At 49.2% G+C, this 25,494-nt stretch carries 26 protein-coding genes; 19 read left to right on the plus strand and 7 right to left on the minus strand.

Annotation, left to right across the window (positions count from 1 at the left end; translation table 11 throughout):
* Positions 1-4: 4 nt before the first annotated feature.
* The 6 genes from nagA to AAV35_RS02045 all read left to right on the plus strand — a co-directional run bounded on the left by nagA (position 5) and on the right by AAV35_RS02045 (position 4,903).
* Positions 5-1,162, plus strand: coding sequence for an N-acetylglucosamine-6-phosphate deacetylase (gene nagA / locus AAV35_RS02020; protein WP_008591495.1), 1,158 nt, complete (start codon positions 5-7; stop codon positions 1,160-1,162).
* A 2-nt stretch (positions 1,163-1,164) separates the two neighbouring features.
* Complete coding sequence (gene nagB, locus AAV35_RS02025; RefSeq protein WP_008591496.1) at positions 1,165-1,902, plus strand: glucosamine-6-phosphate deaminase; 738 nt, start codon at positions 1,165-1,167, stop codon at positions 1,900-1,902.
* On the plus strand, positions 1,892-2,620 hold the full coding sequence (locus AAV35_RS02030) for a GntR family transcriptional regulator (protein WP_008591498.1): 729 nt from the start codon (positions 1,892-1,894) through the stop codon (positions 2,618-2,620). Before nagB ends, AAV35_RS02030 begins: the two co-directional genes overlap by 11 nt.
* 129 nt (positions 2,621-2,749) lie before the next feature.
* Positions 2,750-3,010 carry a hypothetical protein gene (locus AAV35_RS02035; protein ID WP_237757040.1) on the plus strand — a complete coding sequence of 87 codons (261 nt, stop codon included), beginning with the start codon at positions 2,750-2,752 and terminating at the stop codon, positions 3,008-3,010.
* A 98-nt stretch (positions 3,011-3,108) separates the two neighbouring features.
* Positions 3,109-3,648, plus strand: a complete 540-nt coding sequence (locus AAV35_RS02040; protein ID WP_008591502.1) for a YpjP family protein — start codon at positions 3,109-3,111, stop codon at positions 3,646-3,648.
* Positions 3,649-3,658: 10 nt separating this feature from the next.
* Positions 3,659-4,903 (plus strand): aminopeptidase, encoded by a 1,245-nt coding sequence (locus AAV35_RS02045; protein ID WP_008591504.1) that lies wholly within the window; start codon positions 3,659-3,661, stop codon positions 4,901-4,903.
* 86 nt (positions 4,904-4,989) lie between these two features.
* On the opposite strand, the gene AAV35_RS02050 is transcribed toward AAV35_RS02045, so the two are convergent.
* Both AAV35_RS02050 and AAV35_RS02055 read right to left on the minus strand, forming a co-directional pair.
* Complete coding sequence (locus tag AAV35_RS02050) at positions 4,990-5,979, minus strand: acyltransferase family protein (RefSeq protein WP_008591507.1); 990 nt, start codon at positions 5,977-5,979, stop codon at positions 4,990-4,992.
* A gap of 182 nt (positions 5,980-6,161) precedes the next feature.
* Positions 6,162-7,511, minus strand: coding sequence for a YjiH family protein (locus AAV35_RS02055; RefSeq protein WP_008591509.1), 1,350 nt, complete (start codon positions 7,509-7,511; stop codon positions 6,162-6,164).
* 160 nt (positions 7,512-7,671) lie between these two features.
* Here AAV35_RS02055 and AAV35_RS02060 point away from each other — a divergent pair, with 160 nt between their 5' ends.
* On the plus strand, positions 7,672-8,295 hold the full coding sequence (locus AAV35_RS02060) for a DUF1722 domain-containing protein (protein WP_040609665.1): 624 nt from the start codon (positions 7,672-7,674) through the stop codon (positions 8,293-8,295).
* On the opposite strand, the gene AAV35_RS02065 is transcribed toward AAV35_RS02060, so the two are convergent.
* The 3 genes from AAV35_RS02065 to AAV35_RS02075 form a co-directional block, all read right to left on the minus strand.
* Positions 8,274-9,146 carry a fructosamine kinase family protein gene (locus tag AAV35_RS02065; protein WP_008591514.1) on the minus strand — a complete coding sequence of 291 codons (873 nt, stop codon included), beginning with the start codon at positions 9,144-9,146 and terminating at the stop codon, positions 8,274-8,276. The genes AAV35_RS02060 and AAV35_RS02065 overlap by 22 nt on opposite strands.
* A gap of 24 nt (positions 9,147-9,170) precedes the next feature.
* Entirely contained in the window at positions 9,171-10,061 is an 891-nt protein-coding gene (locus tag AAV35_RS02070) for a GNAT family N-acetyltransferase (RefSeq protein ID WP_008591516.1), read from the minus strand.
* Between the two features lie 254 nt (positions 10,062-10,315).
* Positions 10,316-12,475: an immune inhibitor A domain-containing protein gene (locus AAV35_RS02075; protein WP_008591518.1), complete on the minus strand. Its 2,160-nt coding sequence runs from the start codon at positions 12,473-12,475 to the stop codon at positions 10,316-10,318.
* A gap of 282 nt (positions 12,476-12,757) precedes the next feature.
* Here AAV35_RS02075 and AAV35_RS02080 point away from each other — a divergent pair, with 282 nt between their 5' ends.
* The 5 genes from AAV35_RS02080 to AAV35_RS02100 all read left to right on the plus strand — a co-directional run bounded on the left by AAV35_RS02080 (position 12,758) and on the right by AAV35_RS02100 (position 17,134).
* A complete protein-coding gene (locus AAV35_RS02080) occupies positions 12,758-14,398 on the plus strand; it encodes an ABC1 kinase family protein (RefSeq protein WP_008591520.1) in 1,641 nt (546 codons plus the stop codon).
* Between the two features lie 13 nt (positions 14,399-14,411).
* Entirely contained in the window at positions 14,412-14,723 is a 312-nt protein-coding gene (locus tag AAV35_RS02085; protein ID WP_008591522.1) for a phasin family protein, read from the plus strand.
* A gap of 183 nt (positions 14,724-14,906) precedes the next feature.
* Positions 14,907-16,241, plus strand: coding sequence for a sodium-dependent transporter (locus AAV35_RS02090; RefSeq protein ID WP_008591524.1), 1,335 nt, complete (start codon positions 14,907-14,909; stop codon positions 16,239-16,241).
* A gap of 203 nt (positions 16,242-16,444) precedes the next feature.
* On the plus strand, positions 16,445-16,750 hold the full coding sequence (locus AAV35_RS02095; protein WP_008591528.1) for a YwdI family protein: 306 nt from the start codon (positions 16,445-16,447) through the stop codon (positions 16,748-16,750).
* 15 nt (positions 16,751-16,765) lie between these two features.
* Positions 16,766-17,134: a DUF423 domain-containing protein gene (locus AAV35_RS02100; protein ID WP_008591531.1), complete on the plus strand. Its 369-nt coding sequence runs from the start codon at positions 16,766-16,768 to the stop codon at positions 17,132-17,134.
* 74 nt (positions 17,135-17,208) lie between these two features.
* Here the strand turns inward: AAV35_RS02100 and hemQ are convergent, their stop codons facing one another.
* Positions 17,209-17,949 carry a hydrogen peroxide-dependent heme synthase gene (gene hemQ, locus AAV35_RS02105; RefSeq protein ID WP_008591533.1) on the minus strand — a complete coding sequence of 247 codons (741 nt, stop codon included), beginning with the start codon at positions 17,947-17,949 and terminating at the stop codon, positions 17,209-17,211.
* A gap of 245 nt (positions 17,950-18,194) precedes the next feature.
* Between hemQ and pta the strand changes: the two genes are divergently transcribed.
* Positions 18,195-19,169 carry a phosphate acetyltransferase gene (gene pta / locus AAV35_RS02110; protein WP_008591534.1) on the plus strand — a complete coding sequence of 325 codons (975 nt, stop codon included), beginning with the start codon at positions 18,195-18,197 and terminating at the stop codon, positions 19,167-19,169.
* Between the two features lie 67 nt (positions 19,170-19,236).
* Here the strand turns inward: pta and AAV35_RS02115 are convergent, their stop codons facing one another.
* On the minus strand, positions 19,237-20,049 hold the full coding sequence (locus AAV35_RS02115) for a lipoate--protein ligase family protein (protein ID WP_008591536.1): 813 nt from the start codon (positions 20,047-20,049) through the stop codon (positions 19,237-19,239).
* Positions 20,050-20,213: 164 nt separating this feature from the next.
* Here AAV35_RS02115 and AAV35_RS02120 point away from each other — a divergent pair, with 164 nt between their 5' ends.
* The 6 genes from AAV35_RS02120 to argS all read left to right on the plus strand — a co-directional run bounded on the left by AAV35_RS02120 (position 20,214) and on the right by argS (position 25,353).
* Entirely contained in the window at positions 20,214-21,518 is a 1,305-nt protein-coding gene (locus AAV35_RS02120) for an HD domain-containing protein (protein ID WP_008591538.1), read from the plus strand.
* Positions 21,518-22,018, plus strand: coding sequence for a YwgA family protein (locus AAV35_RS02125; RefSeq protein WP_008591541.1), 501 nt, complete (start codon positions 21,518-21,520; stop codon positions 22,016-22,018). Before AAV35_RS02120 ends, AAV35_RS02125 begins: the two co-directional genes overlap by 1 nt.
* A gap of 67 nt (positions 22,019-22,085) precedes the next feature.
* Positions 22,086-22,412 carry a YolD-like family protein gene (locus tag AAV35_RS02130; RefSeq protein WP_008591543.1) on the plus strand — a complete coding sequence of 109 codons (327 nt, stop codon included), beginning with the start codon at positions 22,086-22,088 and terminating at the stop codon, positions 22,410-22,412.
* A 341-nt stretch (positions 22,413-22,753) separates the two neighbouring features.
* Complete coding sequence (locus AAV35_RS02135; protein WP_008591545.1) at positions 22,754-23,197, plus strand: hypothetical protein; 444 nt, start codon at positions 22,754-22,756, stop codon at positions 23,195-23,197.
* A 66-nt stretch (positions 23,198-23,263) separates the two neighbouring features.
* Positions 23,264-23,689 (plus strand): YwiB family protein, encoded by a 426-nt coding sequence (locus AAV35_RS02140; RefSeq protein ID WP_008591547.1) that lies wholly within the window; start codon positions 23,264-23,266, stop codon positions 23,687-23,689.
* Positions 23,686-25,353, plus strand: coding sequence for an arginine--tRNA ligase (gene argS / locus AAV35_RS02145; protein ID WP_008591548.1), 1,668 nt, complete (start codon positions 23,686-23,688; stop codon positions 25,351-25,353). Before AAV35_RS02140 ends, argS begins: the two co-directional genes overlap by 4 nt.
* Positions 25,354-25,494: the final 141 nt, after the last annotated feature.

Here is a 25,494-nt window from a genome sequence, read left to right on the forward strand (position 1 = left end):
CGGGATGAGTGTCGAGTATCAAAACGTGCGTATTGTACAGAAGGATCGTACTATTGAAGAGGGGAGCGTACTCTTTGAAGAAGGCGAAATCCGCAATGTGAGCGACTCCCCTCTCGGCCGGGGGGATACGGTCATCGATGGGAAAGGGCTTTCCCTGTTCCCCGGTTTCATCGACGTGCATATCCATGGCGCGAACGGCCACGATGTAATGGATGCCACTCCCGAAGCTCTGCAAGGCATAGCGGAGATTCTTCCGGAGGAGGGGACTACGTCTTTTCTTGCTACTACGATGACCCAGTCCCCGGAAAACATAGAGCGCGCTCTTCGTAACGCCGGCTCTTTTACAGGAGAAAACGTAAGCGGAGCCGAAATGCTCGGAGTGCATCTGGAGGGGCCGTTCATATCCGGCAGGAAAGCCGGAGCACAGCCCGTGGATTACATCCGTGAGCCCTCCGTCACTAAGTTCGAGTCCTACCGTAAAGCAAGTAATGACATGATCAGCCTCGTTACGCTGGCTCCCGAAGAAAAGGGCGGGGAGGAACTCATCCGTCATTTGAAAACAAGAGGCATCATCGCCTCGATGGGTCATACAGATGCAACGTTCGATGAAGCGGAAGCCGCTGTCGAAGCGGGTGTAAGTCACGTGACGCATTTATACAACCAGATGAGCGGGCTGCATCACAGGGACCCGGGCGTGACCGGGGCGGCCTTCACGGACCCGCGTCTTATGGTGGAACTGATTGTGGATCATATCCACTCACGTAAGGAAGCTGTCGAGATCGCCTACAGGCAGCTTACGGATGAGAGAATGCTGCTGATTACGGATGCGATGCGGGCCAAATGTCTGCCGGAAGGCACTTATGACCTCGGAGGCCAGGATGTGACTGTCGAAAATCAGAAGGCGGTTCTTGAAGACGGGACGCTTGCCGGGAGTATACTTACTCTTTCAAAAGCCGCGTCTCTTATGAAAAAACATCTTCATCTGTCGGACCAGGAATTGCTGGCCATCACTTCCGGAAACGCAGCCGGCGAACTTGGAGTGGAAAACCGGAAAGGCAGTATTGCGCCCGGAAAAGATGCCGATCTCGTACTCGTTGATAATGATTTCAACGTACATGCGACATGGTGCCGGGGAGAACTGGTATATGAAAGGAAGGAATAGGAATGGAAGTTATCGTTGTGAAAAATTATGAGGAAATGAGCCGGAAAGCGGCCTCTATTATAGAGGAAAAGGTGAATGCTGATCCTGAGTGCGTTCTCGGACTGGCTACCGGAGGAACGCCGCTCGGTACGTACGAACAGCTCATAGAGGGACACAGGTCACGCGGAATCGACTATTCCGGGGTTACGACGTTCAACCTTGATGAGTACGTGGGTCTGCCGAGAGATCACAGTCAGAGCTATCATACGTTTATGCAGGAACAACTCTTCTCGCACATCCCTTTTTTAAATACGTACATTCCGAACGGGGAAGCAGAAGATCTGGACAAAGAGTGCAGAGAGTATGAAGCACTTCTCGATAAAGAAGGTCCTGCAAACATTCAGCTGCTCGGGATAGGGAGTAACGGTCACATAGGTTTTAACGAGCCGGGAGCTTCCTTTGAAGCCGGGACGCACGTGGAAGAACTGGATCAGGTCACAAGGGAGGCGAACGCAAGATTTTTCCCGTCTCTTGAAGCAGTACCGACGGAAGCGGTAACGATGGGCATCGCCTCTATTCTGAAAAGTGAGGAAATCCTTTTGCTGGCTTCAGGAGCAAATAAACAGGAGGCTATCCGGCGGCTGCTGAAAGGAGAGATGGAAGAAATGTTTCCCGCTTCGGCTCTCTACAATCATAAACATGTTACATTGATTGTAGACGAAGAAGCTTACGGGAAGGACGTGGACACCAGTGCTGAATAAAGGATCTCCTCTGCCGATGTACTACCAGATAGAAGAGGATCTGAAACGGAAGATCGAGTCCGGTATTTATAACTATGGAGAGGCGATTCCTTCCGAAAGAGAGCTGTCCGAAACCTATGAAGTGAGTCGCATGACCGTCCGTCAGGCGATTTCGAATATGGTCCGGAATCGTATCCTTTACAGGGAGAAGGGGCGGGGCACGTTCGTAGCCGAAGAAAAATTCGAACAGCCTCTTCAGGGGGTCACAAGCTTCAGTGAGGATATGAAACGCCGCGGGCTTACGCCTCACAACGAACTGCTTATATTTGAGAAGCAGGAACCGGACGAAACGACGAAAGACATTCTTCAGCTGAAAGAGGGGGAAGTCTATTACCTGAAACGGATCCGTTATGCGGATGAGGAACCGATGGCTATCGAAGAGACTTTCATACCGGTCCATCTGTTTCCGGAACTCGATGCCGACAGACTGGAAGGTGTCTCCTTTTATGAATATATCGAAACGAAAACGGCACATTCGATTGAACGGGCCAGACAGACGATCGAAGCGGGGACAGCTGTTTTGGAAGAAGCAGAACCTCTTTCCATCGAAGAAGGAGATGCGATACTGCGGATAGAGCGTCTCGGTTACCTGAGTGCCGGCGTTCCATTTGAGCGGAACACATCCATTTATCGAAGCGATCGCTATAAATTCATCAGTGACATGCAAAGAGAAAAATAGTCCTTCTCTGCTTTTTAACGGTAAAGTGTTGAAATTGTGTGAGAATTTTGCGATAATTGACTCAACTTACAAATTGTCACACAATTAAATGCGGTTTTCCGTGATATAAGGAGTGATCTCTTGAAAATCATGACCCAAGTATGGATGGATGCCAGGCATCGCGTCGGGATAATGGAAAGAGAAGATGGACACCTCGGCAGGACGTATCACCCGATTGAGGTTACGGACAGGGAAAAAGGCGAATTTTCCGTAATTGGCAACAAATGGTTTACCACCTACAACGGAGCACGGGAATTTTTCCGGCATGAAACCAATCACTATACCGTTCAGGGGCGGATGAAAAAGGTCGATGTCACACTGAAACTGGAGACTTTCGTACTTACAGAGTAGAAATCGGCTGACACCTCTATGCGCGGGCATAGAGGTGTTTTGCGAGGACAATGATAAGTGGGGATAGTCCGACTTTTATCGATAAAAGGATGAGAAATATGAAGATATGGCTTAGAAAACTGTTTGTCTCCCTTGTAGCTGTTATGACACTCGGACTGTACATACCGCAGGCTCCCCTGGAATCCGAAGCGTCCGATGTGGAAACGGCCAGTGAAGAGACAGCCTTTTCGGATAAGCTGTCGCAGCAGCTTACCGTGGAAGACCTGACGGACAAAGCGAAAGAACAGACGTTCATGAAACTGGGGCCGCGCATCAAGGAGAAAGTGGAAGAAGACATGGTCGAGATTATCTTTCCGGAAATTGAAGCAGTAATCGAGTCCTGTGTGGATGTCGGAGATGTACCTGTCTATGAAATTTCGGAGAGCCCGGCTGGAGGTTATGGAGAAAAAATTTTCAACCTGACAAATACCCGTTCCGGTGAAGAGCTGGCGCGCTTCCACGTCAGGCGGGACCTGCGTCCGGGGGAAGGGTACTGGTTTAATTTCCATTATCATGTGAAAGAAGACGGGTATGAAAACCACCACCCGTTGGGAGAAATATACTGGGATAAAAACACACCACCGAAGTGGATGTCGTAGGAGGATGAGCATGAGTACATTTCAGAAAAAGCTTGAGCAGTATGCAGATGTTGCATTGCAAAAAGGGGTCAACATACAGGAAGGCCAGGGGATCATTATCAACGCCCCGATAGAAGCTGCCGATTTTGTGCATATACTGAGCGCAAAGGCGTACGGACGCGGTGCGAAAGACGTACACGTCCAGTGGGGCGATAACGTCCTCACTTATATGAAAATGAAACATGCAGCAGACGAAGTGCTTGAGAACTTCCCGCGCTGGCGGGCCGAGGGTCTTGAAGAAATGGCTAAAGACGGATATTCGGTAGTGAACGTCTACGGACCTGATCCGGACCTTTTAAAAGATGTGGACTCGGAAAGAGTAGCGAAAGCCAATAAAGCGAGTGCCGAAGCGCTCACCACCTACAGGGATTATATTATGGAAGATAAAATAACCTGGACGATCGTAGCTTTCCCTCATCCGGACTGGGCAAAGAAACTTTTTCCGAATGAGCCGGTGGCATCAGCTCAGGATAAACTGTGGGAACAGATTTTCCATATTACCCGGATTGATAAAGAAGACCCGATGAAAGCCTGGGATGAGCACAATGAGAACCTGCGTAAAGCGAGAGAGCTGCTGAATGATAAACAGTTCAAAAAGCTTCACTATAAAGCGCCTGGGACGGAACTTACGATTGAGCTTCCGAAAAATCATATTTGGGCCGGCGGCGCTGCCGAATCTGTGAAAGGCGTGAAGTTCAACCCTAACATGCCGACAGAAGAGGTGTTTACGATGCCTCATAAATACGGAGTGAACGGAACGGTACGGAGCACGATGCCGTTTAATTACGACGGGAACCTGATCGAGAACTTCTCGCTTACATTCGAAGAAGGGAAGGTCGTAGATTATAAGGCGGAATCCGGGGAAGAGTCCCTGAAATATCTTCTTGAAACGGATGAAGGAGCGAAACGTCTCGGCGAAGTTGCTCTCGTCCCTGTCGAATCACCGATTTCCGAGTCCGGTCACATCTTCTACAACACGCTGTTCGACGAGAATGCCTCCTGTCATATTGCTCTCGGAAAAGCTTATCCGACCAACGTGGAGAAAGGCTCGGAGATGAGCGCAGAGGAGCGGGATAAAAACGGAGTGAACGACAGTCTCGTGCACGAAGACTTCATGATCGGTTCGGCTGAACTCGATATTGACGGAGAGAAAGAGGACGGTACGTTTGAACCGGTGTTCCGCAACGGCAGCTGGGCCGGGGATTTCAGGAAGTAAAAACGGCACCGGAATCGAACGTGTAAGTCATTGTAAAAGCCCCCTGACAACATCTTGTTGCAGGGGACTTTTTCGTATTTATGACTTTATTGAAACGTACGGATCTTTCGTCTCCGGGGAAGTTTCGCTTCAATCAGAGGCGACGCCGCTTTCATCATGAAAGTGGAAGAGAAGAGATAGACGATTCCGAGCGATACGAAAAAGACTCCGAATACGTCCAGCCAGTGAGTATATGTGAAAAATTCTGTTTCCCGGAAAAACTGGATGACGAATCCGTGCAGTAAATACACGTAAAGCGTCCGCTGACCGAGTTTCGTGAAAGAGAAATGGCGACTCGGAACCCAGGCCAGCACGGATACTGTCATGGCAGCAGCAAGTACGTAGACTCCGAGACGGACCCAGCCGCCGGATTCAGGACTGCCGAGAGTGGCATAGGATTTGGAACCGAGCAGCCAGTCGGAACTGAATTCCGGAAAAAGGACGATCAGCGTACCTATCACCCCCATCGTCACGAGTGAACCGGCACGCACGGAAGTAATCTGCCACACTTTCACCTGCCGGGTAGTCAGCCAGTAGCCCGCAAGAAAGAATGGAAAGAATACAAAGGTGCGCGACAGACTGTACGTATGGCCGATGTCGCTGAAATATCCGATGACGAGACCGAGCTCAAGCGAAATAAGTATACCGAGGAGCGGCGGCAGCTTTTTGAACCCGATGAGCAGAATATGCCAGCAGAACAGACTGATGAGGAACCAGAGAGACCAGTGCGGGTGAAAGAAACCGTTGTACCATCCCTCGTCCCCGAGAGCGTAGTAATAGCCGCTGTACACTGCCTGAAAAAGGAAATAAGGGAGCAGCAGTTTCTTCACCATTTGCAGTATATACTTTTTGTCCCTCGACCCTTTGGCAAAAAAACCAGCAAGGAGAATGAAGGCCGGCATGTGGAAGATATAGATGAATGTGTAGAGATTATATACAAAGACGGAATCATTCGTCATCGGCTGTATCGCGTGTCCGAATACGACGAGCACGATCAGAAACAGTTTCGCATTATCGAAAAAAGCATCGCGTTCCATGTATGTCCCCGCCTTTTCTATAAGCATTAGTGTTATTTATATCGTACTACTTACCGGGGTGTTTGTGTATAAGTAAAAGAACAATGTTAGTAGAACGTAAAAGAGCTGTAACAGGAAGATATATCTTCATTATGAAAATAAGCAGAGACGACGGCCGGTCCGGCTGTCATCTCTGCTTTTATTTAAAATATCAGATGGGCGATCAGTGCAATCACCGGCAGGGTGATAATCGTCCTCTCGAGATAAATGATGAACAGATCTTTGATACCGACGGGTACTTTCGATCCGAGGAGAAGCCCACCGACTTCCGACATGTAAATCAGTTGTGTTACGGACAGGGCGGCAATGACGAAGCGGGTCATTTCACTTTCAATGGAAGCACCGATCAGTGCCGGCAGGAACATATCCGCGAACCCGATCAGAATGGTTTCGGATGCAGCCTGGGCCGACGGAATCTGCAGCAGTTCCAGAATCGGGATGAACGGCACACCGAGCCAGGAAAACAGCGGGGTGAACTCCGCCAGTACCAGAGCTATCGTACCGAGCGCCATAACGATGGGAGCCACGCCCATCCACATATCGAGGATGTTCTGCACCCCGTTTTTAAGGAAACCGGTGACCCCCGGGGACTGGTTCCCCTGTTTGACCGCCTGCTTATAACCGTAGGCGAAGGCGTTCTCCGATTTTGGAACATCATCCCCGTTCCCCTGAGGTTCTTCCGTAACGAACGTGTCGGGTTTTCGGGAAAGCGGAGGTATACGCGGCATAATCAGCGCTGCCACGACCCCGGCGACAACTATCGTTCCGTAAAGAGGGAGAAACATGTGCCCGAGTCCGAGTTCTTCGATGACGACGATCGTAAACGTTATCGATACGACGGAAAAGGTGGTACCGATGACGGCAGCTTCACGTTTCGTGTAATATCCTTCCTCGTATTGCTTACTCGTGAGAAGCACACCGATCGTCCCGTCACCAAGCCAGGAAGCAAGTGAATCGATCGATGAACGCCCCGGAAGTGTGAAGAGCGGACGCATAATTTTCGTCAGCAGCACTCCGAAGAGTTCCAGCAGCCCGTAATTCAATAGCAGGGGCAGGAACAGTCCGGCAAAGAGGAATACTGTAAACAGCACGTGAAGAAGGGAATCGAGAAGCATGCCGCCGGTATTTTCCGAAATGATCGCTTCCGGGCCGATCTGGAAATACACCATCAGGGCAAAAATCATTCCGAGAACCCGAACTCCTGTCCAGAAAGGGGTGACGTCCAGCAGTGAAGTGAAGAAAGGAGAGGACTTAACGTTTTTACGCCCTCCTGCTTTTACCCAGACGGTAAGTACAGCCGTAAGAGAAATGATGAACGTCATTATTAAAGATAAATAACCTGCCAGTGCCTCTTCAAGCCATCCGGCGAAAATAGCGACAAGTATGGTGAGGGATTCACCGGAGGGGATGGGCACCATAAACAGAATCACACCGATAAGAGAAGGTATGATGAATTTTAAATGAGCAGATAAGGGGAAAGTGTGTTTATTCATGAGAGCGCTCCTAACTTAGTATAATTATGCAATAAAATAGATTTTAATACATAAACGTCATATTGCCAAGTATTTTATGACTGCTTTTATGTTATTCGACGGCTATGACGGGGAATCCTTCTTCGTAGACAGAATCTTTCGTAAAAAGGGAGAGAGTGACGTGGACTATAAACAGAAGCCTGCTATATATATTGAAAGAGACGTGGACATCAGCAGGGAGTACTTACATCGACTGGAGGAATACGTAAATATTACCGGGAATCGCCATGCCGACGGGAGCAGCTCCGCTTCTTTTCTGATTCATGCGAGCCCTGAAGATCTCGATGACTTCTGGACGAAAATGTTTACGCTGCATCGCCTGAGAGAAGTGTTCGAGCAGGAATCAAAACGGCGGCTGTTCGATTTTCAATCGGATCATAAATATTTACTGATGGCGTACTCCCCGGGTATACAGAAACAAATGGGTCGATTATTGGCCCGGGGAAGAGAGACCCCGTTCTTTGAGCTGGCCGAAGATTATCGCCAGCTTCTCGAGAAAGCGGTGGAGACTCCTCCGACCCGGGCGAGACACGTCAATGCCTGTGAACATATTGCGGGACACGTAAAGCGGCAGTTATCCGAAGAAGAAAAAGAACTGCTTCAGAGAAAACTGAAGCAGTTCGTGGATGGTGCGATTTCTTTGGATGAAGTAAGAGCATTACTGAAAGATTTCGGTCATAAATATGAAGATGACTACGTACTATCCCAGGCTTATCTCTACCCTCACCCTTTCGTTTCTGTGTAATGAGTGAGAATCCGGTCCACCTGGCTTCCGAAGGCCTCCCCGAACATATTCAGGTGAACGAACAGATAAAACAGCTGGTATAAAGGTTTCACGTCCTGATAATAGTCGGGGAGAGGGGTGTACGCGGCATACGCCTCATAAAAATCCCGGGAATATCCTCCGAACAGTTCGGTGAAAGCGAGATCCATCAGTCTGTCTCCATATAAGACGGAAGGGTCTATCAGGTAAGGCGTGTCTTCGGGACCTGTCATCCAGTTGCCGCCCCAGAGATCACCGTGGAGAAGGGAACTTCCGGGATCTTCGGGGATCCACGTGTCCAGATGCTCCAGAAGCTGATGGGCACGTTTTTCTCTGTCCGGCGGAAGTTTCCCTTTTTCTCCTGCCAGTTTAATCTGTGGAAGAAGCCGTTCGCTCCGGTAATACTCCAGCCAGGACGGATACATATGATTCTCCTGCAGAAGTTCCCCGATGAACGTGGGCTGATCGAAACCGTAGGCACTGTTTTCCATGGCATGCATACGGGAAAGCCGCTCCCCGAGTCGGTGTTCGGACAGCGGGGAGGTAGTGCCGGCCGGGATATATTCCAGAACGAGCCACGCTTCCTCCTCGTTTCCTCCGTGATGATAAACTCGCGGAACGTCGATCGCGCCGGTCTGCCGGAGGAGCTCAAGACCTCTCGCTTCCGTCTGGAAGAACCGGGAAGAGGCTCCTTTATTTCTTTTCGCAAAATATTCCTGCGCTTTCGTCCGTACATAAAAAGCTTCATTGATGTCTCCGCCGCTTACCGATTTTTGCTTTATAATCGGTGTGGTGTCTCCTGTAGATTTTAAAATATCTTCAAGATAGCTCATGCGTTCCCTCCTTTTCCGCCGAAATCAGTGGACAAGTTTCGGAGGCGGCTGTGTTTCGATCGTTTTGTTGTAGGCGTAGATCGTATGCCATTCATAAAAGCCGAACTGCCTGTACAGATTCTCGGCTCCGCTGTTAGCTTCCCGCACGGAAATCGTAATATAGGAAAAGTTTTCCCTCCGGAATCCGAGAGAAAGGGCATAGGTGAGCAGGGCACTGCCGACGCCCTCTCCCTGTTCTTCGGAAGCTACGTTTACGAAACAGATTTCCCCTTCTTCTTCCGGGAGTATAGTTTCCAAATATAGATAACCGGCAAGAGCGTCGCCGTCGAAGTACCCGAGCAGGTGGTGGCCGTTTTCACGGGAAAATGTGAGCATTTCATCCGTCGTATAGTAGGCCCCGGCCGGATGAATCGAATCGAGCTCTTCGCGCCGGGATTCATCCAGCGGAGCGATTGGAGCACCCTCCGGTTCCTGGGTGAAGGATTCTTTATCAAGCCGGAGTGTCTTCTCTATATTATAAAGTTCAAATTCATAGTGTTCCGCGAAGGTGAGAAGTTCCGTGTTCACATCGAAACAGGCAAGCTTCGCCGCATCAAAATACATTTCGAGCGTAAGAGAAGCCTTCTGCCATAACCTCTCGATAATCAGAGTTTCCTGTTTTGTCGCGAATGGGCCGAGAAGTCTGCACACTCTCTGTTCGAAAAAAGGGAGTATGCCGAGGAAGCCGACGATTTCTTCCCCGTCCCATGCTACAAATGCGAAGGGATCGTTCAGCTGGGTAAGCCCCCAGATCTGTTCGAATATCTCTTTCGGATCCGAAGCGAGCCAGGCGACGAAGTGTTTATCATCCCCGTTCATCCGGTGCAGCCATTCGGATACCGGACGTAAATCTTTCACTTCCAGTTCTTTTATCATCAAGGAAAATCCCGTCCTCTCTAAGTACGTTCTCCCACTATCATGGCAAAAATCACCTCAAATGAAAAGTAGAATCAATCATCCGGGCGTCCCCGCGACAGGAGAATAGTTTTGCGTTCCCTCTAGGTGCCGTTCACTGAGAAAACAGAGTGGCGAACGTAACGAAAGAAAGCTTCGTCCGACATAAAAAATCTGCCGAACATACCGGGCTTTACGAAAAAAGAGAACCGGCCCTCCGAAAGGGCCGATTCTGCTTATTTCTGTTTGTTTTTTCCGTTGTTCCCGCTGTTACCATTATTCCCATTATTGCCTTTATTGCCTTTATTCCCGTTCTCTTTGTAGGAAATTTCATATTCGAAATTCACATACTCCGTACTGTCCTGCGGCGCAGCGTAATGAGTGGTCATGTACGTTTTGCCGGGACGGAATACCTGCTGAAGTTCGAGGGCATCCTTGTCTGTAATATTGAACGGGTCGACGTGTACGACCTGATACTTTCCGTTATTCTTCTCTTTGAAGAAAGAAACGCCGTAGTTCACGTAGTTTTCGTTCAGTTCCGCCTGGGAAGTAAAGCCTTCCGTACTCTCCCCGGTGTAAGAGACTCCTGCTTCCGGAACTTCAATGTTGTCGAGATACCAGCCTTTTTCGGTGGAACCCCAGTCCGTAAGGTAACGGAAGGAGATCAGTACGTTCTCTCCGGCATATTCAGAGAGGTCGAATGTTTCGTTTTGGAAAGAACCATTGCTTCCGGTGAAACCTGGAACGTTTTCTTTGATCTTCGGATACCCCTGATCGGTTACGTTACTCGTCGTGTTCCCGTTGGAGAGGGACGTCCACGTATCGCCGCCGTCGGTGGATACCTGAACCATTCCGAAGTCCCAGTTCTCTTCAATCTGGTAGTAGTGATCAAAAGAAAGAGTGGCTTCGTTAAGTCCTGAAAGGTCCGCTTCAAAAATCATCGCGTTATCCATTTCATCGCCTTTGGTACTGTAATATACATCGTTGCCTTTATTCAGCGGGTCTTCTGTCGAGGTCCATTGGAAAGGAAGGAAATCGACGCCGTTGAAATCGAAGGATTCCACATTTTCTCCCGGTTCAAAATTGAATTCTTTGAAATCGGTCCCCCAGGCAGGTACGCCTTCTTTTTCATAGTCTTCGGCTTTTTCGAAGTTTACAGTTTTTTCGCGTGTCCCATCTTCTGTCGGAAGATCGCGCAGGTCTACATTTTCAAATCCGTATTTTCCGCCTTTGAACTTGTTGTCGTCCATGACGAGTGCGGAAGTGAAGTCCTGATATACTTCCTCGAACGACTTATCGATACCGAATTCTTCATACGCTTTTCTGTAGCTGTCGATGCTGTTGATATCGCTTGTAGCTACAGAACGGATGAATTCCTGACCGAACTGTTCGTAGTTGTAAAGAGTGAACAGCTGCACGAGACCGTAGTCCGCAATCGTTTCCGGCCCCGTTTTTGCATCTACGTGTTCATCCCAGGCAGTAAGAGAGTTCTCCGGATGATCGAGCAGGAAATTGATGGAGCCGGCATCTACGCCGTAGCCGCCCAGGTACTCGGAGAACGTGGACATCCCTTCGTTCACCCAGGATGTTTCGTCGCTGTCATTATCAGCGTGAATCAGGTGCTGAAGTTCGTGGATGGTGGTCGAGAAAAAAGATTCTTCCAGACGCTCGCCCCAGTCCCGGGAATCGATCGTTACGATATTACGGTCCGTATACTGTTCGATCGTCTGCCAGAAAAAGCCTGCGACGAAGAACGGGTAGTCCGGGTCGTTGTAGTTGTCGTCTTTGATATTGTTCACGAGAATGGTGATTTTCTCATCGTCTTCGGTCTCGTAGTAACCTTCAGGGACGACGCCGAGATCCACCAGCTGGGCATTCGTCCCGTCGAGCGGATCCTGCTTACCGAAAAATTCGGTAGCTTTCGGATAAATATTCGTATCGAATTCTTTTGTAAGTTTATCTACCTGTTCCTGATTGATTTTATGTGCGTCACGCGGGTCACCTTCCGGGAAAGAAAGATCATCCGCTACCCACACTTCCACATGCTCGCCCGAACTGCGGAGAGTGAAATCCTGGAATCCGAGATCCCGGTCAAGAAACTTTTTCGTTCCTCCATCATATGTAAATCCGGAATCTCCACTTCCGTTTTCCGAACCTTCTTGTTCATTAAAGTTAACATTTTCTGCATTTTTTCTGATCGTTTCGATAGCTTTCTCATCGAAACCTTCCTGCTCGGATTTCTGCCTAAGCATGCTGTCGATGTGCATTTTGTCCGTGTAGCGTTCCTTGTTCCAGTTCGTGTAGTCTTCGGTGGAAGATGTTTCGGCACTTACTGTCGGAGCAGCGAGTACCATTGACAGTGCCCCGGCAGTCAGCCAGGTGGATAATTTCCTCATTTCCAGACCCCCTGTATCGATTTTGATTACAAAACCTATTATGCACATAATTGATAAAATTTTCAAAATAATTAAAATAGTAAAAAAGTACAGGTGTAACAGGTTCTGTTCGTTTGATAGAATTCTGATCATTATTTCATTTTAATAAGATAGTACTTTAGTTTTATTAAAAGTAAAAAAAAGTAAATAAACAAGTCTTTCAGATTAAATGTATGTTTTTTTATGGTTGAAAGAAAGCTGGAAAGGGAAAGGGTCATTACACTTGCAAGAGGGGGGAAGGCATTGGAGTCGAAGAAGTACATAGGGATTTATAGAATGTATATAATTATCTGGATGTCCATAAAGTTTTTGTGGAAAATATTCTGGTTCCAGAAACTGAACAGAATCTGGGATCAGGAAACGGAAAGAAAGTGGGAAAAACTTTTAAAAGAACTGGCTACCGAATACAGGCAGCGCGCCGTTTATCTGGGAGGACTGCTTATCAAGTTCGGCCAGTTCTTAAGTTCACGCGGTGACTTACTCCCTTCTTCTTTCATACGTGAACTTGAAGGTCTGGTCGATCGCGTCCAGCCCGTACCTTTTGAGTATTCGAAAGGGATTATAGAAGAGGACTGGCAGGAGTCCATGGACAAATATATCGCCTCCATCGATGAAGACCCCATCGCTTCCGCATCAATCGGGGAAGTGTATAAAGCTTATCTTCATAATGGCACCCCTGTGGCAGTCAAAGTTCAGCGATATCGTGTAAGAGAAATTTTCCAGACGGATTTCAAGGCGATGAGAGTGGTGTTCGGGATACTCAACCGCTTTACTATTTTCGGGAAGAAAGCGGATCTGCCTTCTCTATACAAAGAAGTCGTAGCTGTGATGAGCGACGAACTCGATTTCACGATGGAGCTGGAGAACGGGAATTATTTCCGGAAAAGGTTCGAGAATCATTCCAACGTGTACATACCGGAATATTTCACTGATCTTTCCACCGGCCGTGTGCTTGTGATGGAATGGGTGGAAGGCACGCGGGTAACGGATATTTCCTTCATCAAAAGAAACGACCTGGACCGTGAGAAACTTGCCCGGACTATATTCGACCTTTGTGTGGAACAGTTCGTCAATGCCGGAATGTTTCATGCGGACCCGCATGCGGGAAATATAATGATTAAAGAGGACGGTACCGTAGTCGTTATCGATTTCGGTATGGTCGGAAAAGTGAAAAGGGAAGACGTCGACCACATCCGCTCTATGATCGAAGGATTCATTATCGATGATTATGACAGAGTGGTGGATTCGCTCAGGGAAATGAACTTTCTTCTCGATGATGCAGATACGGAAGCGATGAAGAAGATGATGCGCCGACTGGTGTCGATGTATTTGAGTGAAGATATGAGTAAGATGGATGCAACCGTCATGAACGATATTCTGGAAGATCTTCAGGATTTCGTTAAGGACCAGCCGATACAGCTCCCGGCCGACTACGCTTTTCTCGGAAGGGCGGCGTCCATGATTTTAGGGGTGCTTACGGCTGTATACCCGCAAATGGATCTCGTATCGTGGGGCAAACCGGTGATCAACGAATGGATGACGGGCAGTCAGTCCAAATTCGGGTTTTATAAAAATATAGTAAAAGAAACGGGCCAGCCTCTCCTATCCCTGCCCCGGGCACTCGTGGAGTTTCTCGAAGACGGGGATAAGGAGCGGGAATGGCAGCAGACGAAGCAGCAGCAGACGTTGTGGCATCATTTTTATTTTTTCTATGCTGCTGTCACTTTTTTAATCGGGAGTACCATCCTGGTCGCCTCCTTCTTTCTGCCAGAGAGCTTACAGGAGATTCCGATCTGGGTGTTATATCTAATATCAGGCTTGAGTTTTGCCGGAACTTTTCTGTTTTCATGGAAACATGCAAGTATGATCAAAAATATTTCCTAGGAGGAGTGATAGAATGATGGACAAGTGGATGAAGCGCGGGTTTTACCTCGGTGTCGGAGCAGCTATAAGCGGCAAGGAAAGATTTGAGAAGATGGTGCAGGACATGGTCGACAAAGGGGAAATGACCCCGAAAGAAGCGAAAGCGATGATGAATGAATGGGTGGAAAAAGGTCAGAACGCCGACACGGACTTCACGAACCAGACGCGGACTATGATGAAAGACCGGCTGAAGGAAATCGGTTTTGTTACGGAAGAAGACTACTATAAACTTGAAGCCCGGGTGGAACGTCTGGAGAAGCTTCATCGCGAAAATGAGAATGACTAAGAAACATAAACTGTGAAGAGCCGTATTCCCGGGAAAAAAGGGGAGACGGCTTTTTTACTGTCTTATATAATATTCATACATCAACATGAATAAACCGAATAGTTGGAAAAAGGGGTAACCCGTGTCGTAACCGGGGGGTATGTGTGGTATGATGGTGCATATTCAATGTGGAGGAGGTCTATTATGGCTCGTGAACAATGGGGGACGAAACTCGGGTTTATGCTTGCAGCAATGGGTTCGGCTGTAGGTCTCGGAAATATATGGCGTTTTTCATTCGTAGCCGGAAACAACGGTGGCGGAGCGTTTCTGCTTTTATATCTTGTATTTGTATTTTTAATCGGAATTCCGCTCCTGTTGGCAGAAGTCAGTATCGGGAGGAAAGCGAAAAGTGATGTGATCGGCTCTTATCAGAAGCTCGCACCCGGGACGCCGTGGTTTCTGACCGGATTCTTCGGGGTCTTCAGCGCTTTTCTGATTTTGAGTTTTTATGCAGTAGTCGCCGGCTGGTCACTCTACTACCTGTTTCATTACATCACAGGTGACTTCTTCCAGGCTCCTGCGGAGGGAGGATACGAAGGAGCTTTCGGCGGGTTCATTACGCAGGAGTGGCAGCCGCTTTTCTGGTCCGCTCTATTTATGACTATGACCATCGTGATCGTGTTCAGTGGAGTGAAGAAGGGGATAGAGACGGCGAATAAAATATTCATGCCGCTGCTCGCTCTGCTGCTTCTGGCCCTTGCAGGGGTCAGCCTTTCGCTGGACGGGTCCATGGAAGGACTGAGTTTCCTGTTTCGACCGGACTGGTCGGCGCTGACCCAGCCTTCGATTTACGTGCAGGCCCTCGGTCAGGCCTTTTTCTCCCTGAGTCTTGGTATGGGGGCGCTGCTTACGTACGGCAGCTACCTGTCGGACGATAAACGGCTGCCGGGGGCTGCCGTCGGAATCGGTCTGATGGACACGTTTTTCGCCGTCATTTCAGGAATCGTCATTTTTCCGGCGGTGTTCGCCTTTAATATCGATCCATCATCAGGACCGCCGCTTGTGTTTATAACGCTTCCTTCCATCTTTGAACAGATGCCGCTTGGGGGGATAGCGGGGCTGCTGTTTTTCTTCGCTCTGTCGCTGGCAGCTCTCTCTTCGGCGATTTCCATACTCGAAGTGCCGACAGCTTACTTCATGCGCCTTTTCCGCTGGAGCAGAACGAAGGCAAGCGTCATTGTCGGGGTAATCATGTTCTTTCTCGGCATCTCCGTATCCCTCGGTTTCGGAATCTGGTCCGGGATAACGCCGATCGGAGAGAGGAACATCCTCGACTCGATGGACTACATCGCCTCCAATATCCTGCTTCCGCTCGGAGGACTTTCCATGGCGCTGTTTGTCGGCTGGTACTTTACGAAGGCTACAGCACTGAAAGCCGTGGACTTCGGTGATAATGTCATCGGGAACGTCTGGTATGGCCTTGTGAAGTATCTGTTACCCGTTATGATCATCATTATTTTTATAAGCAGTGTTCTGTAACCTATGAGTCCGGAGCGAAACGGATCTTCATCAAATGAACAATGATTGATTTCAGGAAGAACAACACGGATAGATCTGCGTGTTGTTCTTTTTTGCCTGTCCGGTTTTATCCCCTGTTCCCTTTGAAAATATTATCGAATTTTTGTCATAGGTAATTCCGTGGCAATCGTGATAAACTGACAGATGGAAAGGATGTGTAGCTGATGAGCATCTCCATGCAACAATTACTGCAGCGAATGAATAAGGAAATAGAGGAAGCTATGCTCAGGCACGAAGACCCGGTCCGGGTCAGGGAACATGCCCGGGCTGTCCGGCTGCTGTGTGATCTGGTGCTCGAAGAGGAAAGGCAGGAGTCCGCCGGGGCACCGGAAACTGCGAAGAAGAACGATATGCAGCCGACGGCGGAAGAAATGAGGAAGATGATGGGGGAAGACCCGCCGGAGCGGAAAAGCACAAATGATAAACTGGATCACGACGGAGCGAACGGTTCGTCTATCTTTGATTTTTGATAAGGGGGAAGAATAATGAAACTGTTTTTATTGCTGGGAGTCATTAACGGCTTTCTTGCTGTGGCACTCGGAGCGTTCGGGGCACACGGGCTGGAAGGAAAAGTGTCCGAAAAAGGACTCGGTCAGTGGGAGAAAGCGGTGAACTATCAGATGTTCCACACGATGGCGCTGTTCATAACGGCGCTGCTGCTCGGTAAGGGTGCATCCGGAATGTTCACAGGAGCCGGGTGGCTGTTTTTTGCCGGCATTCTTCTGTTTTCCGGAAGTCTTTATGTATATGCCGTAAGCGGTGTGAAAACATTTGCCATGATCACTCCGTTCGGTGGAGTCGCTTTCCTTATCGGATGGGTACTGCTCGGTATTGGAGCGATGAAAGTTCTATAGTCGGCAAGTGTTGCAATTGAAAACCCCGGTCTGACAGTGTCAGGCCGGGGTTTTGTTTTGCGGAAAAAAACGTTTTATGCTTCGAAGAACGTCTCCGCTTTTTCTTTTGTAAGGAGGTTGCCGATGAAAAAGGAACCGAAGTCACCATAACGGGAAGTCACTTCGTCAAAGCGCATCTCATAGACGAGCTTTTTGAATTGAAGAACGTCGTGCGCAAATAGGGTCACGCCCCATTCCCAGTCGTCAAAACCGATCGATCCGCTGATGAACTGACGGATTTTACCGGCGTACTGACGCCCGGTCATGCCGTGCTCGTACATCAGTTTCGCCCGCTCGTCCTTCTCGAGAACGTACCAGTTGTCATTCCCCTGACGACGCTTATCCATAGGGTAGAAGCAGACGTGTTCCCATTTCGGAAGTTTCGGCTTCAGACGGCCTTCGATTTCCGGATCTTCCGGATTCTGGTCGCCTCCCATGTAGTTGGAGAGTTCGATGACCGACACGTAAGAGTAGGCCGGCGTCATGAATTCCGCCAGTTTGGATTTATTGAAAGCCGTCTCGATTTCGTTGAGTTCTTCCATAGTCGGGCGCAGAATCATCATCATGAGATCAGCTTTCTGGCCGACAATCGTATAGATAGCGTGACTTCCTTCGCGGTTGTCTTCTTTCGTCTCAAAGGTCTCCATCAGCGCCTGAAATTCCTGAATCGCCTGCTGGCGCTCTTCGGCACTCGCGTACTTCCAGGAAGTCCAGTCCATCGTACGGAAATCGTGAAGGACGTACCACCCGTCCATTGTTATAACCGGTTCTGGCATAGTCGAATCGCTCCTTTATGGTTGATATAATTATGTCCTTATTCAATATAACATACGAGTGCCGGAGGGGCATGTGAAGTACTTTCCTGTAAACGATTTTTCCGATTTCTGTCACATATTCGAAAGAAGATTAGGGAACAGTGAAAATAAAGAGCGGTTACTGACGGCCGTTTGCGTGTATCGCTTTTCTTTTAAGCTGGCACGTTTTATCATATGATACAGACATCAAAACAGGAGGGGTACACATGAGTGATCTTTTTGACACACTGAAAGGAAAAATAGAAGGCAAAGGAAAGCGGATCGTCTTTCCGGAGGCCGGGGATGAAAGAATTCTGACGGCTGCGGGCAGGCTCGGGTCGGAAGGATATGTCCGTCCTGTATTAGTCGGAAATGAAGGTGAAGTGAAACAGAAGGCGGAAACGAACGGAGTCGATCTCAGCAGCGTGGATATCGTGGATCCGGAAACTTATGGAAATATGGATGATATGGTCCGGCTTTTTGTGGATCGGCGAAAAGGTAAGACGAGCGAAGAGGAAGCCCGCGACATTCTGAAAGACGGTAACTACTTCGGTACCATGCTCGTGTATATGAACGAAGCGGACGGACTGGTAAGCGGAGCAGTACACTCCACAGGAGATACGGTGCGCCCGGCTCTTCAGATTATAAAAACGAAAGAAGGCATCAACAAGACGTCCGGAGTATTCGTCATGGTCCGGGACGAGGAAAAATACATTTTCGCGGACTGTGCCATCAATATCTCCCCGGACAGTCAGGATCTGGCCGAAATCGCGATGGCCAGCGCAGACACTGCTGCCCTTTTCGATATCGACCCTCGTATAGCTATGCTCAGTTTCTCCACGAAAGGTTCGGCCGTCTCTCCGGAAACCGAAAAAGTGGGAGAAGCTCTCGAGATTGTGAAAGAGCAACGGAGCGACCTTCTGATTGATGGGGAATTTCAGTTTGACGCTGCTTTCGTTCCTTCCGTCGCTGAAAAGAAAGCGCCGGATTCTCCACTTGAAGGAAAAGCGAACACGTTCATCTTCCCGAGCCTCGAAGCGGGAAATATCGGCTATAAAATAGCCCAGCGTCTCGGTGGTTTTGATGCTGTCGGACCCGTGCTTCAGGGACTCAATCAGCCTGTGAACGATTTGTCGAGAGGCTGTAATGCGGATGATGTGTACAAGCTTGCCATCATAACAGCCGCCCAGTCTGTAGAGTAATATACAAAAAGCGTGGTGCCGATAGCGGGCACCGCGCTTTTTTAGCAGCTCAGGATTTCTGGTCTTTTTACACTCTTTTGTTTCTGGACACCATCTGTTCTGTCCGTTTACTGAGCCACTCTACTTCTTGGTCCGTAAGCGGGTAGGAAATGACGCTGTCACTGTAATGACGGAGACGGTCTTTGATCCGTTCCGTGATCGATTCTATCGTAACCGTTTCTTCCAGCAGTTCGTTGAGTGAAGCCATGACGGACGGATCGATATCGGGAAAAGAGAATTTTGTCTCCTCCCCTTTTTTCGCTGTGTCGTAAAAGTTCCGGATCAGCTCTGCCCGCTGCTGTCCGCTTCCTGTCACATCAAGGTAGATCTGTACGGCGAATCCGCCTTTTACACGGCGCTGGGATATACCTGCAAACTTCCGCCCGTCTATACTCAAGTCATAGTCGCCCGGACAGTAGGAGCGGGAAATCTCATATACATCGATGTCGGCATCGATAAGAGAGCGGATGAATTCGACCATAACGTCGTACCCGCCATGAATATCGACTCCTTTCGTCTCCGGAAAGATGAGGGAAAGGTTGAGTACTCCTTCGTCCAGTACGACGGCGAGACCTCCGGAGTTTCGGACGACGACGCTGTACCCTTCTTCTTCCAGGTAGTCGATACCTTCGGAGATGTAGGGAAGGCGCGCGTCGGGTATGCCGAGGACGACGGTTTTCGGGTGTACCCACAGACGGGCAGTGGCCGGGCTCGTCCCTGCCCCGACAGATGTCGCCAGCGCATCATCATAGGCGAAGGACGGCAGGGCGGATGTATGAAGTTCCGGGTCGCTGTGGTCCACGAGCCTGTATTCCGGTTGCTGCAGTATGGATGAAATCATTGGTCGGTCTCCTTTTGCATTCAGACTGCCACCATTATAGCAAATTTTTTTTGTGTTTGTAGAACGGGAGGAAAAGCGGATTTCACGGCTCTCCCGTATTGTCAAGACGTTTCTTTCCGGCCCGCAAAAGGCTATACTGGACAAAAAAGGAATGGAGCAGACACATGGCTTATCGTGATGAAAAATTAGACGAAGAGAAAGTATTCAAAGATCCGGTCCATCGCTACGTCCACGTCAGGGACCGTGTAATCTGGGATCTGATCGGTACCCGGGAATTCCAGCGGCTGCGCCGCGTTAAGCAGCTCGGAACCACGTACCTTACGTTCCACGGAGCGGAACACAGCCGCTTCAGCCACTCTCTCGGGGTATATGAAATCGTCCGGCGCATCCTTGAGAACTTCCGTGATCACAAAGACTGGAATGAAGACGAGCGCCTGCTTTCCCTATGTGCGGCCCTGCTGCACGACCTCGGCCACGGCCCTTTTTCCCACTCGTTCGAGAAAGCTTTCAGGCTCGATCACGAAGATTACACGCAGTCGATTCTGCTCGGTGATACGGAAGTGAACCGGGTGCTGTCCGGAGTGGAAGAAGGGTTCCCGAAGAAAGTGGCGGATGTAATCAACAAGACGTACACGGATAAGCTCGTCGTCAGCCTCATTTCCAGCCAGATCGACGCCGATCGCATGGATTACCTCCAGCGTGATGCTTATTTCACCGGGGTCAGCTACGGTCATTTCGATATGGAAAGAATACTCCGCGTCATGCGCCCGCTCGAGGATCAGGTGGCGATCAAGGAAAGCGGTATGCATGCGGTGGAGGACTACATAATGAGCCGCTATCAGATGTACTGGCAAATTTATTTCCACCCCGTGACCCGCAGTGCGGAAGTGATCCTGTCGAAGATTCTGAAGCGTGCCAAGGAGCTGTATAAAAACGGCTACGAGTTTGAGCTTAAACCGGTACACTTCTTCTCCTTTTTTGAAGAGGCGCCTTCTCTCGAAGAATATCTGGATCTGGATGAGAACGTAGTGATGTACTACTTCCAGATGTGGATCAGGGAGAAAGACCCGATTCTGAGCGATTTGTGTGAACGGTTCGTAAACAGGAAGCTGTTCAAATATATTGAATTCAACCCGAATCTGCAGATGAACGCCTGGCGGGAACTGTACGATTTATTTGAAGAGGCGGGAGTCGATCCGCGCTTTTATCTTGAAGTGGATTCAAGCTCCGATCTTCCTTACGATTTCTATCGTCCGGGAGAAGAAGGAGAAAGACTGCCGATTCATCTTCTGCAGCCGGACGGGGGACTGAAGGAACTGTCCCGGCTCTCCGAAATCGTCGAATCGATTTCCGGAAAGAAACGGACGGACCATAAACTCTATTTTCCGGCGGATACGGTTGAGCAGATCAGTGATGAGAAAACGAAGCAGCGGATTAAAGGAATTCTGTATGGCAGGGAGGAACAGTAATGCTCGAGAAACATGCGAGACTAATGCACTTTTTAAACAGTTGTGAGGAAGTAGTGGGACGAAAACGTCTTCAGAAAATGATATTCATTATGAAAAAATGCGGGGTTCCTTTTGAAGAAAAGTATGAGTTCCATTTTTACGGTCCTTATTCGGAGGAACTGACGCTTCGTATAGAAGAAATGTGCAACCTCGGTTTCATTTCGGAAGCGATGGAAGAAAAGCGGAATTATTACCAGTATCGCTATAACCTTACGGACTCCGGACACGATTTTCTGGAACATGCGGATATTGAACGTCCGGAACTCGGGGGATATATCAGTGCAATGAATGAAAAAAGTTCCAGGTTCCTTGAACTGGTGTCGACGATGCTCTTTTTTGAACACTTGCCGAAAGAGGAAATTGAAGAGAAGGTATATACGGTGAAAAGCAGACAGAATTACAAACAGGAAGAACTGGAGGAAGCGTGGGCTTTCATCCGGGAATTGCGTCCTGTTTCCTGATACCCCCGTGCACAAAAACGAGTAGTGTGATAAGATAGGAACAAATGTTCGTGTTGGAGGGATGATGATGAATCAGGAACCGAAAGATCGCGGCTCCATCAAATGGACTTCACTCATGCTGCCGGAGCACATCGAGATGCTCCGTAATCTCTGGAAAGAGGACGAGCGGGTTGAACAGGGGCATATGGAAGAACAGCAGGCGGCAGGAATCGATTTTTTATTGCAGCACGCAATGAACGGGCAGGTTCCTGTCTGTATTGAAATGGACGGGGATGTGCATGAAGTGGTGCCGCTTCGTTTCCACAGACGAAGCGGGGAGCTGGAGTGCCGTGATATCCACGGCGGCCGGCTGCTGCGACTCAGTCGCGATGAAGTTACCGACGTATCGATGTGAACAGGAAAGTACGGCCCGGGAGCTTTTATCGGCCGTCTGTGTCACAAAATGTTCACTTTTCCAGGATCTCCCGACTTGAAAAATATCACCCGCAGTAATATATTTGAAGTAGCATGGAAAAATGCTTTTACTAAGACAGAAAGAGGACCGGCTGAATCGTCAGCCGGTCTTTTTTCTATTCGAATGACGAAACGCAAGTGCTTCAGAGGGCGCACAAGCGTAAACCGGGGGCTTTGGCGGAACCGATAACTCGTGCTAAAATAGGTGGGATGAAAGTGAAATGATCCGGATGCACCCCGTCGCTTCGTTCAAAAGCCGGGGGCAGAGAAAGGGAAGGCTTTATGAATAAAAAACTGTTATGGATACCTGTAGTTTATGCGATTGTTATGGGAACGCTTCTGGTGGCCACCATCGGATATTCTTTTACACCTGTTCCTTACGAACATTCGATAGAAAACAATACGTGGAAAGTTGAGTACAAAGGGGAAACGTGGGAGACGAGTGCAGAAGAGCACGTGAACGAAGCACTCCGGGCTTCTGTCATCAGCAACAGGGAAAAGGAGCAGTGGACCCGGGACATCGTGGCCGTCGGAGCACTGCTGCCGTTTATTCTCTTCGCTTTTCATAAAAATTACCGTCCCTTCCGCAATAGAGTGCCCTACAAGTGGTATGCAGGCCTCATAGCGGGTGCGGTGGTACTGTACAGTATCTTCAGCATTACGACGCACGTGGATATCCATGCGGAACTGCAGGAGACGATCGACTATTTACGGGAAACAACTTGAGTTTTTACTGCACTCTTCTTATAATGGATTAGTTATAAACGGGACGAAAAAAGGAGCGATTACAGCATGACAAACGTAGCTGTTACGTTAGAAACGCACATCCGGGACGGTTCGGACTCCGAGCAGATGTCCCTGTCGGAAAAGGGGCGCTTTTTCAGAAAAGGGAATATGGACGTAGTGACTTTCAGGGAACACCCGGAAGGAAGAGAGCCGGTGGATACGATGGTGACCATCAAACCGGGTCATGTAAGCATTAAACGCTCCGGAGGCGTGGAAATGCGCCAGCTGTTCGAGGTCAACACGGAAACCGAGAACACGTACGTACATGAATACGGAAAACTTTTCATGAGCACCTGGACGGAACAGCTGGAATACCGTCCCCCGGGCGACTCAGGAAACGGTGAGCTGTTCATTGTCTATAAGATGACGGTCAATGAAGATGTCACACAGAATCACCAGCTGAAATTAACGCTTAAGGAGGAAACGGAATGAACATTGCAGAAAAGACGGAAGCAAAGATCAAAGAAGAGATCGTCCGCGCCGTGGAAGCAGCGGGGCTTGCTTCTTCCGAAGAAATCCCCGACGTGGTGCTCGAGCAGCCGAAAGATAAACAGCACGGGGATTATGCCACGAATATGGCTATGCAAATGGCGAGGATCGCAAAAAAGAATCCGAGAGAGATCGCAGGGGACATCGTAGAGGCTTTCGATAAGTCGAAAGCTTCGATAGAGGAGATGGAAATCGCCGGTCCCGGGTTCATCAACTTCCGCATGAACAATACGTATCTCGCAGAACTCGTTCCATCTATCCTCGAAGAAAAAGAAAGCTACGGTAAAAGCGGAGAAGCCCGCAGGGAGCGTATACAGGTGGAGTTCGTATCTGCGAATCCGACAGGAACGCTGCACCTGGGTCACGCCCGTGGAGCAGCCATTGGAGATGCGCTTTGTAATATCCTTGAAGCGGCCGGGTACGACGTGGAGAGGGAATACTACATCAATGATGCAGGGAATCAGATTTCAAAACTCGCAGAATCTGTAGAAGCCCGCTACATGCAGGCGCTCGGAGAAGAATACGCGATGCCTGAAGACGGTTATCACGGAGCTGACATCATTGAGCTCGGGAAGCAGCTTGCCGCAGAAGAAGGTGCCAGGTGGACGGAGGTCTCCGGAGAAGAGAGACACCGTCATTTCCGTGAATCCGGCCTCCGGTACGCACTCTCCCGTATAGAGAAGGACCTTGGTGATTTCCGCGTCACTTTCGACGAATGGTTCTCCGAGACGTCCCTGTACGAGGAGAACAAAATCGAAGCGGCTGTCGAAGAACTGAGAGCGCGGGATCTCGTGTATGAGCAGGAAGGGGCGACGTGGTTCAGAACTACGGAGTACGGAGACGACAAAGACCGTGTCCTCGTGAAAAACGACGGCACCTATACGTATCTGGCTCCGGACATTGCTTATCACAAAAACAAGCTGGACCGCGGTTTTGATACCCTTATCAACATTTGGGGCGCCGACCATCACGGGTATATTCCGCGGATGAGAGCGGCCGTTCAGGCGCTTGGCTATGCCAAAGAGACGCTTGAGGTCGAAATCATCCAGATGGTCAACCTGTTTGAAAACGGGGAAAAAGTGAAGATGAGCAAACGTACCGGCAAGGCCGTTACGCTTCGCGAACTGATGGATGAAGTCGGAGTGGACGCCATGCGCTATTTCTTCGCAATGCGTTCGAGTGATTCACACCTCGACTTCGACATGGACCTGGCCCGTTCCGAATCCAACGAAAACCCGGTCTACTATATACAGTATGCACACGCACGTATCGCAACGATGCTGAAACAATCCGAGGAGAAGAATCTCCGCTCCGATGAGTTCGACGGCACGCTGCTCACTTCGGAGAAAGAAATCGATCTTCTGAAGCGTCTCGGGGAATTTCCGCAGATCGTGAATGACGCTGCAGTGAACCGGACGCCACACCGCGTCACTCAGTACGCGTTCGATCTTGCATCGAACCTGCACAGTTTCTATAATGCGGAAAAAGTTCTGGATGCCGGGCATCCTGTACGTACGGCTTCCCGCATCAAACTGATGGAAGCTGTAAAGCAGACGCTCAGGAACGCTCTTTCTCTCGTCGGCGTCGAAGCCCCCGAAAAAATGTAGGCACAACCGCCAGCCTTCTGTCCGGGCGTAAATGATAATATATAAAAAAAGAGTGATGTTCTTCGATTTATAGAAGAACATCACTCTCAGGCTGTCGAGAAAGTCTCGGCAGCTTTTATTTGTTTTCTGTTTTTTAATAGA

It is taken from the genome of Salimicrobium jeotgali, from assembly GCF_001685435.2.
Lineage (GTDB): Bacteria > Bacillota > Bacilli > Bacillales > Halobacillaceae > Salimicrobium > Salimicrobium album.

Excerpts from the sequence above, each read along its gene's own strand:
- AAV35_RS02115 (WP_008591536.1), bottom strand. The coding sequence starts at position 20,049 with ATGATTTCATCCATACTGCAGCAACCGGAATACAGGCTCGTGGACCAC.
- AAV35_RS02130 (WP_008591543.1), top strand. The coding sequence starts at position 22,086 with ATGAATCAGGAACCGAAAGATCGCGGCTCCATCAAATGGACTTCACTC.
- AAV35_RS02040 (WP_008591502.1), top strand. The coding sequence starts at position 3,109 with ATGAAGATATGGCTTAGAAAACTGTTTGTCTCCCTTGTAGCTGTTATG.
- hemQ (WP_008591533.1), bottom strand. The coding sequence starts at position 17,949 with ATGCCAGAACCGGTTATAACAATGGACGGGTGGTACGTCCTTCACGAT.
- AAV35_RS02065 (WP_008591514.1), bottom strand. The coding sequence starts at position 9,146 with ATGAGCTATCTTGAAGATATTTTAAAATCTACAGGAGACACCACACCG.
- AAV35_RS02125 (WP_008591541.1), top strand. The coding sequence starts at position 21,518 with ATGCTCGAGAAACATGCGAGACTAATGCACTTTTTAAACAGTTGTGAG.
- AAV35_RS02075 (WP_008591518.1), bottom strand. The coding sequence starts at position 12,475 with ATGAGGAAATTATCCACCTGGCTGACTGCCGGGGCACTGTCAATGGTA.
- AAV35_RS02140 (WP_008591547.1), top strand. The coding sequence starts at position 23,264 with ATGACAAACGTAGCTGTTACGTTAGAAACGCACATCCGGGACGGTTCG.
- AAV35_RS02045 (WP_008591504.1), top strand. The coding sequence starts at position 3,659 with ATGAGTACATTTCAGAAAAAGCTTGAGCAGTATGCAGATGTTGCATTG.
- nagB (WP_008591496.1), top strand. The coding sequence starts at position 1,165 with ATGGAAGTTATCGTTGTGAAAAATTATGAGGAAATGAGCCGGAAAGCG.
- AAV35_RS02090 (WP_008591524.1), top strand. The coding sequence starts at position 14,907 with ATGGCTCGTGAACAATGGGGGACGAAACTCGGGTTTATGCTTGCAGCA.
- nagA (WP_008591495.1), top strand. The coding sequence starts at position 5 with ATGAGTGTCGAGTATCAAAACGTGCGTATTGTACAGAAGGATCGTACT.
- AAV35_RS02135 (WP_008591545.1), top strand. The coding sequence starts at position 22,754 with ATGAATAAAAAACTGTTATGGATACCTGTAGTTTATGCGATTGTTATG.
- AAV35_RS02035 (WP_237757040.1), top strand. The coding sequence starts at position 2,750 with ATGACCCAAGTATGGATGGATGCCAGGCATCGCGTCGGGATAATGGAA.
- AAV35_RS02055 (WP_008591509.1), bottom strand. The coding sequence starts at position 7,511 with ATGAATAAACACACTTTCCCCTTATCTGCTCATTTAAAATTCATCATA.
- AAV35_RS02095 (WP_008591528.1), top strand. The coding sequence starts at position 16,445 with ATGAGCATCTCCATGCAACAATTACTGCAGCGAATGAATAAGGAAATA.
- argS (WP_008591548.1), top strand. The coding sequence starts at position 23,686 with ATGAACATTGCAGAAAAGACGGAAGCAAAGATCAAAGAAGAGATCGTC.
- AAV35_RS02050 (WP_008591507.1), bottom strand. The coding sequence starts at position 5,979 with ATGGAACGCGATGCTTTTTTCGATAATGCGAAACTGTTTCTGATCGTG.
- AAV35_RS02070 (WP_008591516.1), bottom strand. The coding sequence starts at position 10,061 with ATGATAAAAGAACTGGAAGTGAAAGATTTACGTCCGGTATCCGAATGG.
- AAV35_RS02120 (WP_008591538.1), top strand. The coding sequence starts at position 20,214 with ATGGCTTATCGTGATGAAAAATTAGACGAAGAGAAAGTATTCAAAGAT.
- AAV35_RS02100 (WP_008591531.1), top strand. The coding sequence starts at position 16,766 with ATGAAACTGTTTTTATTGCTGGGAGTCATTAACGGCTTTCTTGCTGTG.
- pta (WP_008591534.1), top strand. The coding sequence starts at position 18,195 with ATGAGTGATCTTTTTGACACACTGAAAGGAAAAATAGAAGGCAAAGGA.
- AAV35_RS02085 (WP_008591522.1), top strand. The coding sequence starts at position 14,412 with ATGATGGACAAGTGGATGAAGCGCGGGTTTTACCTCGGTGTCGGAGCA.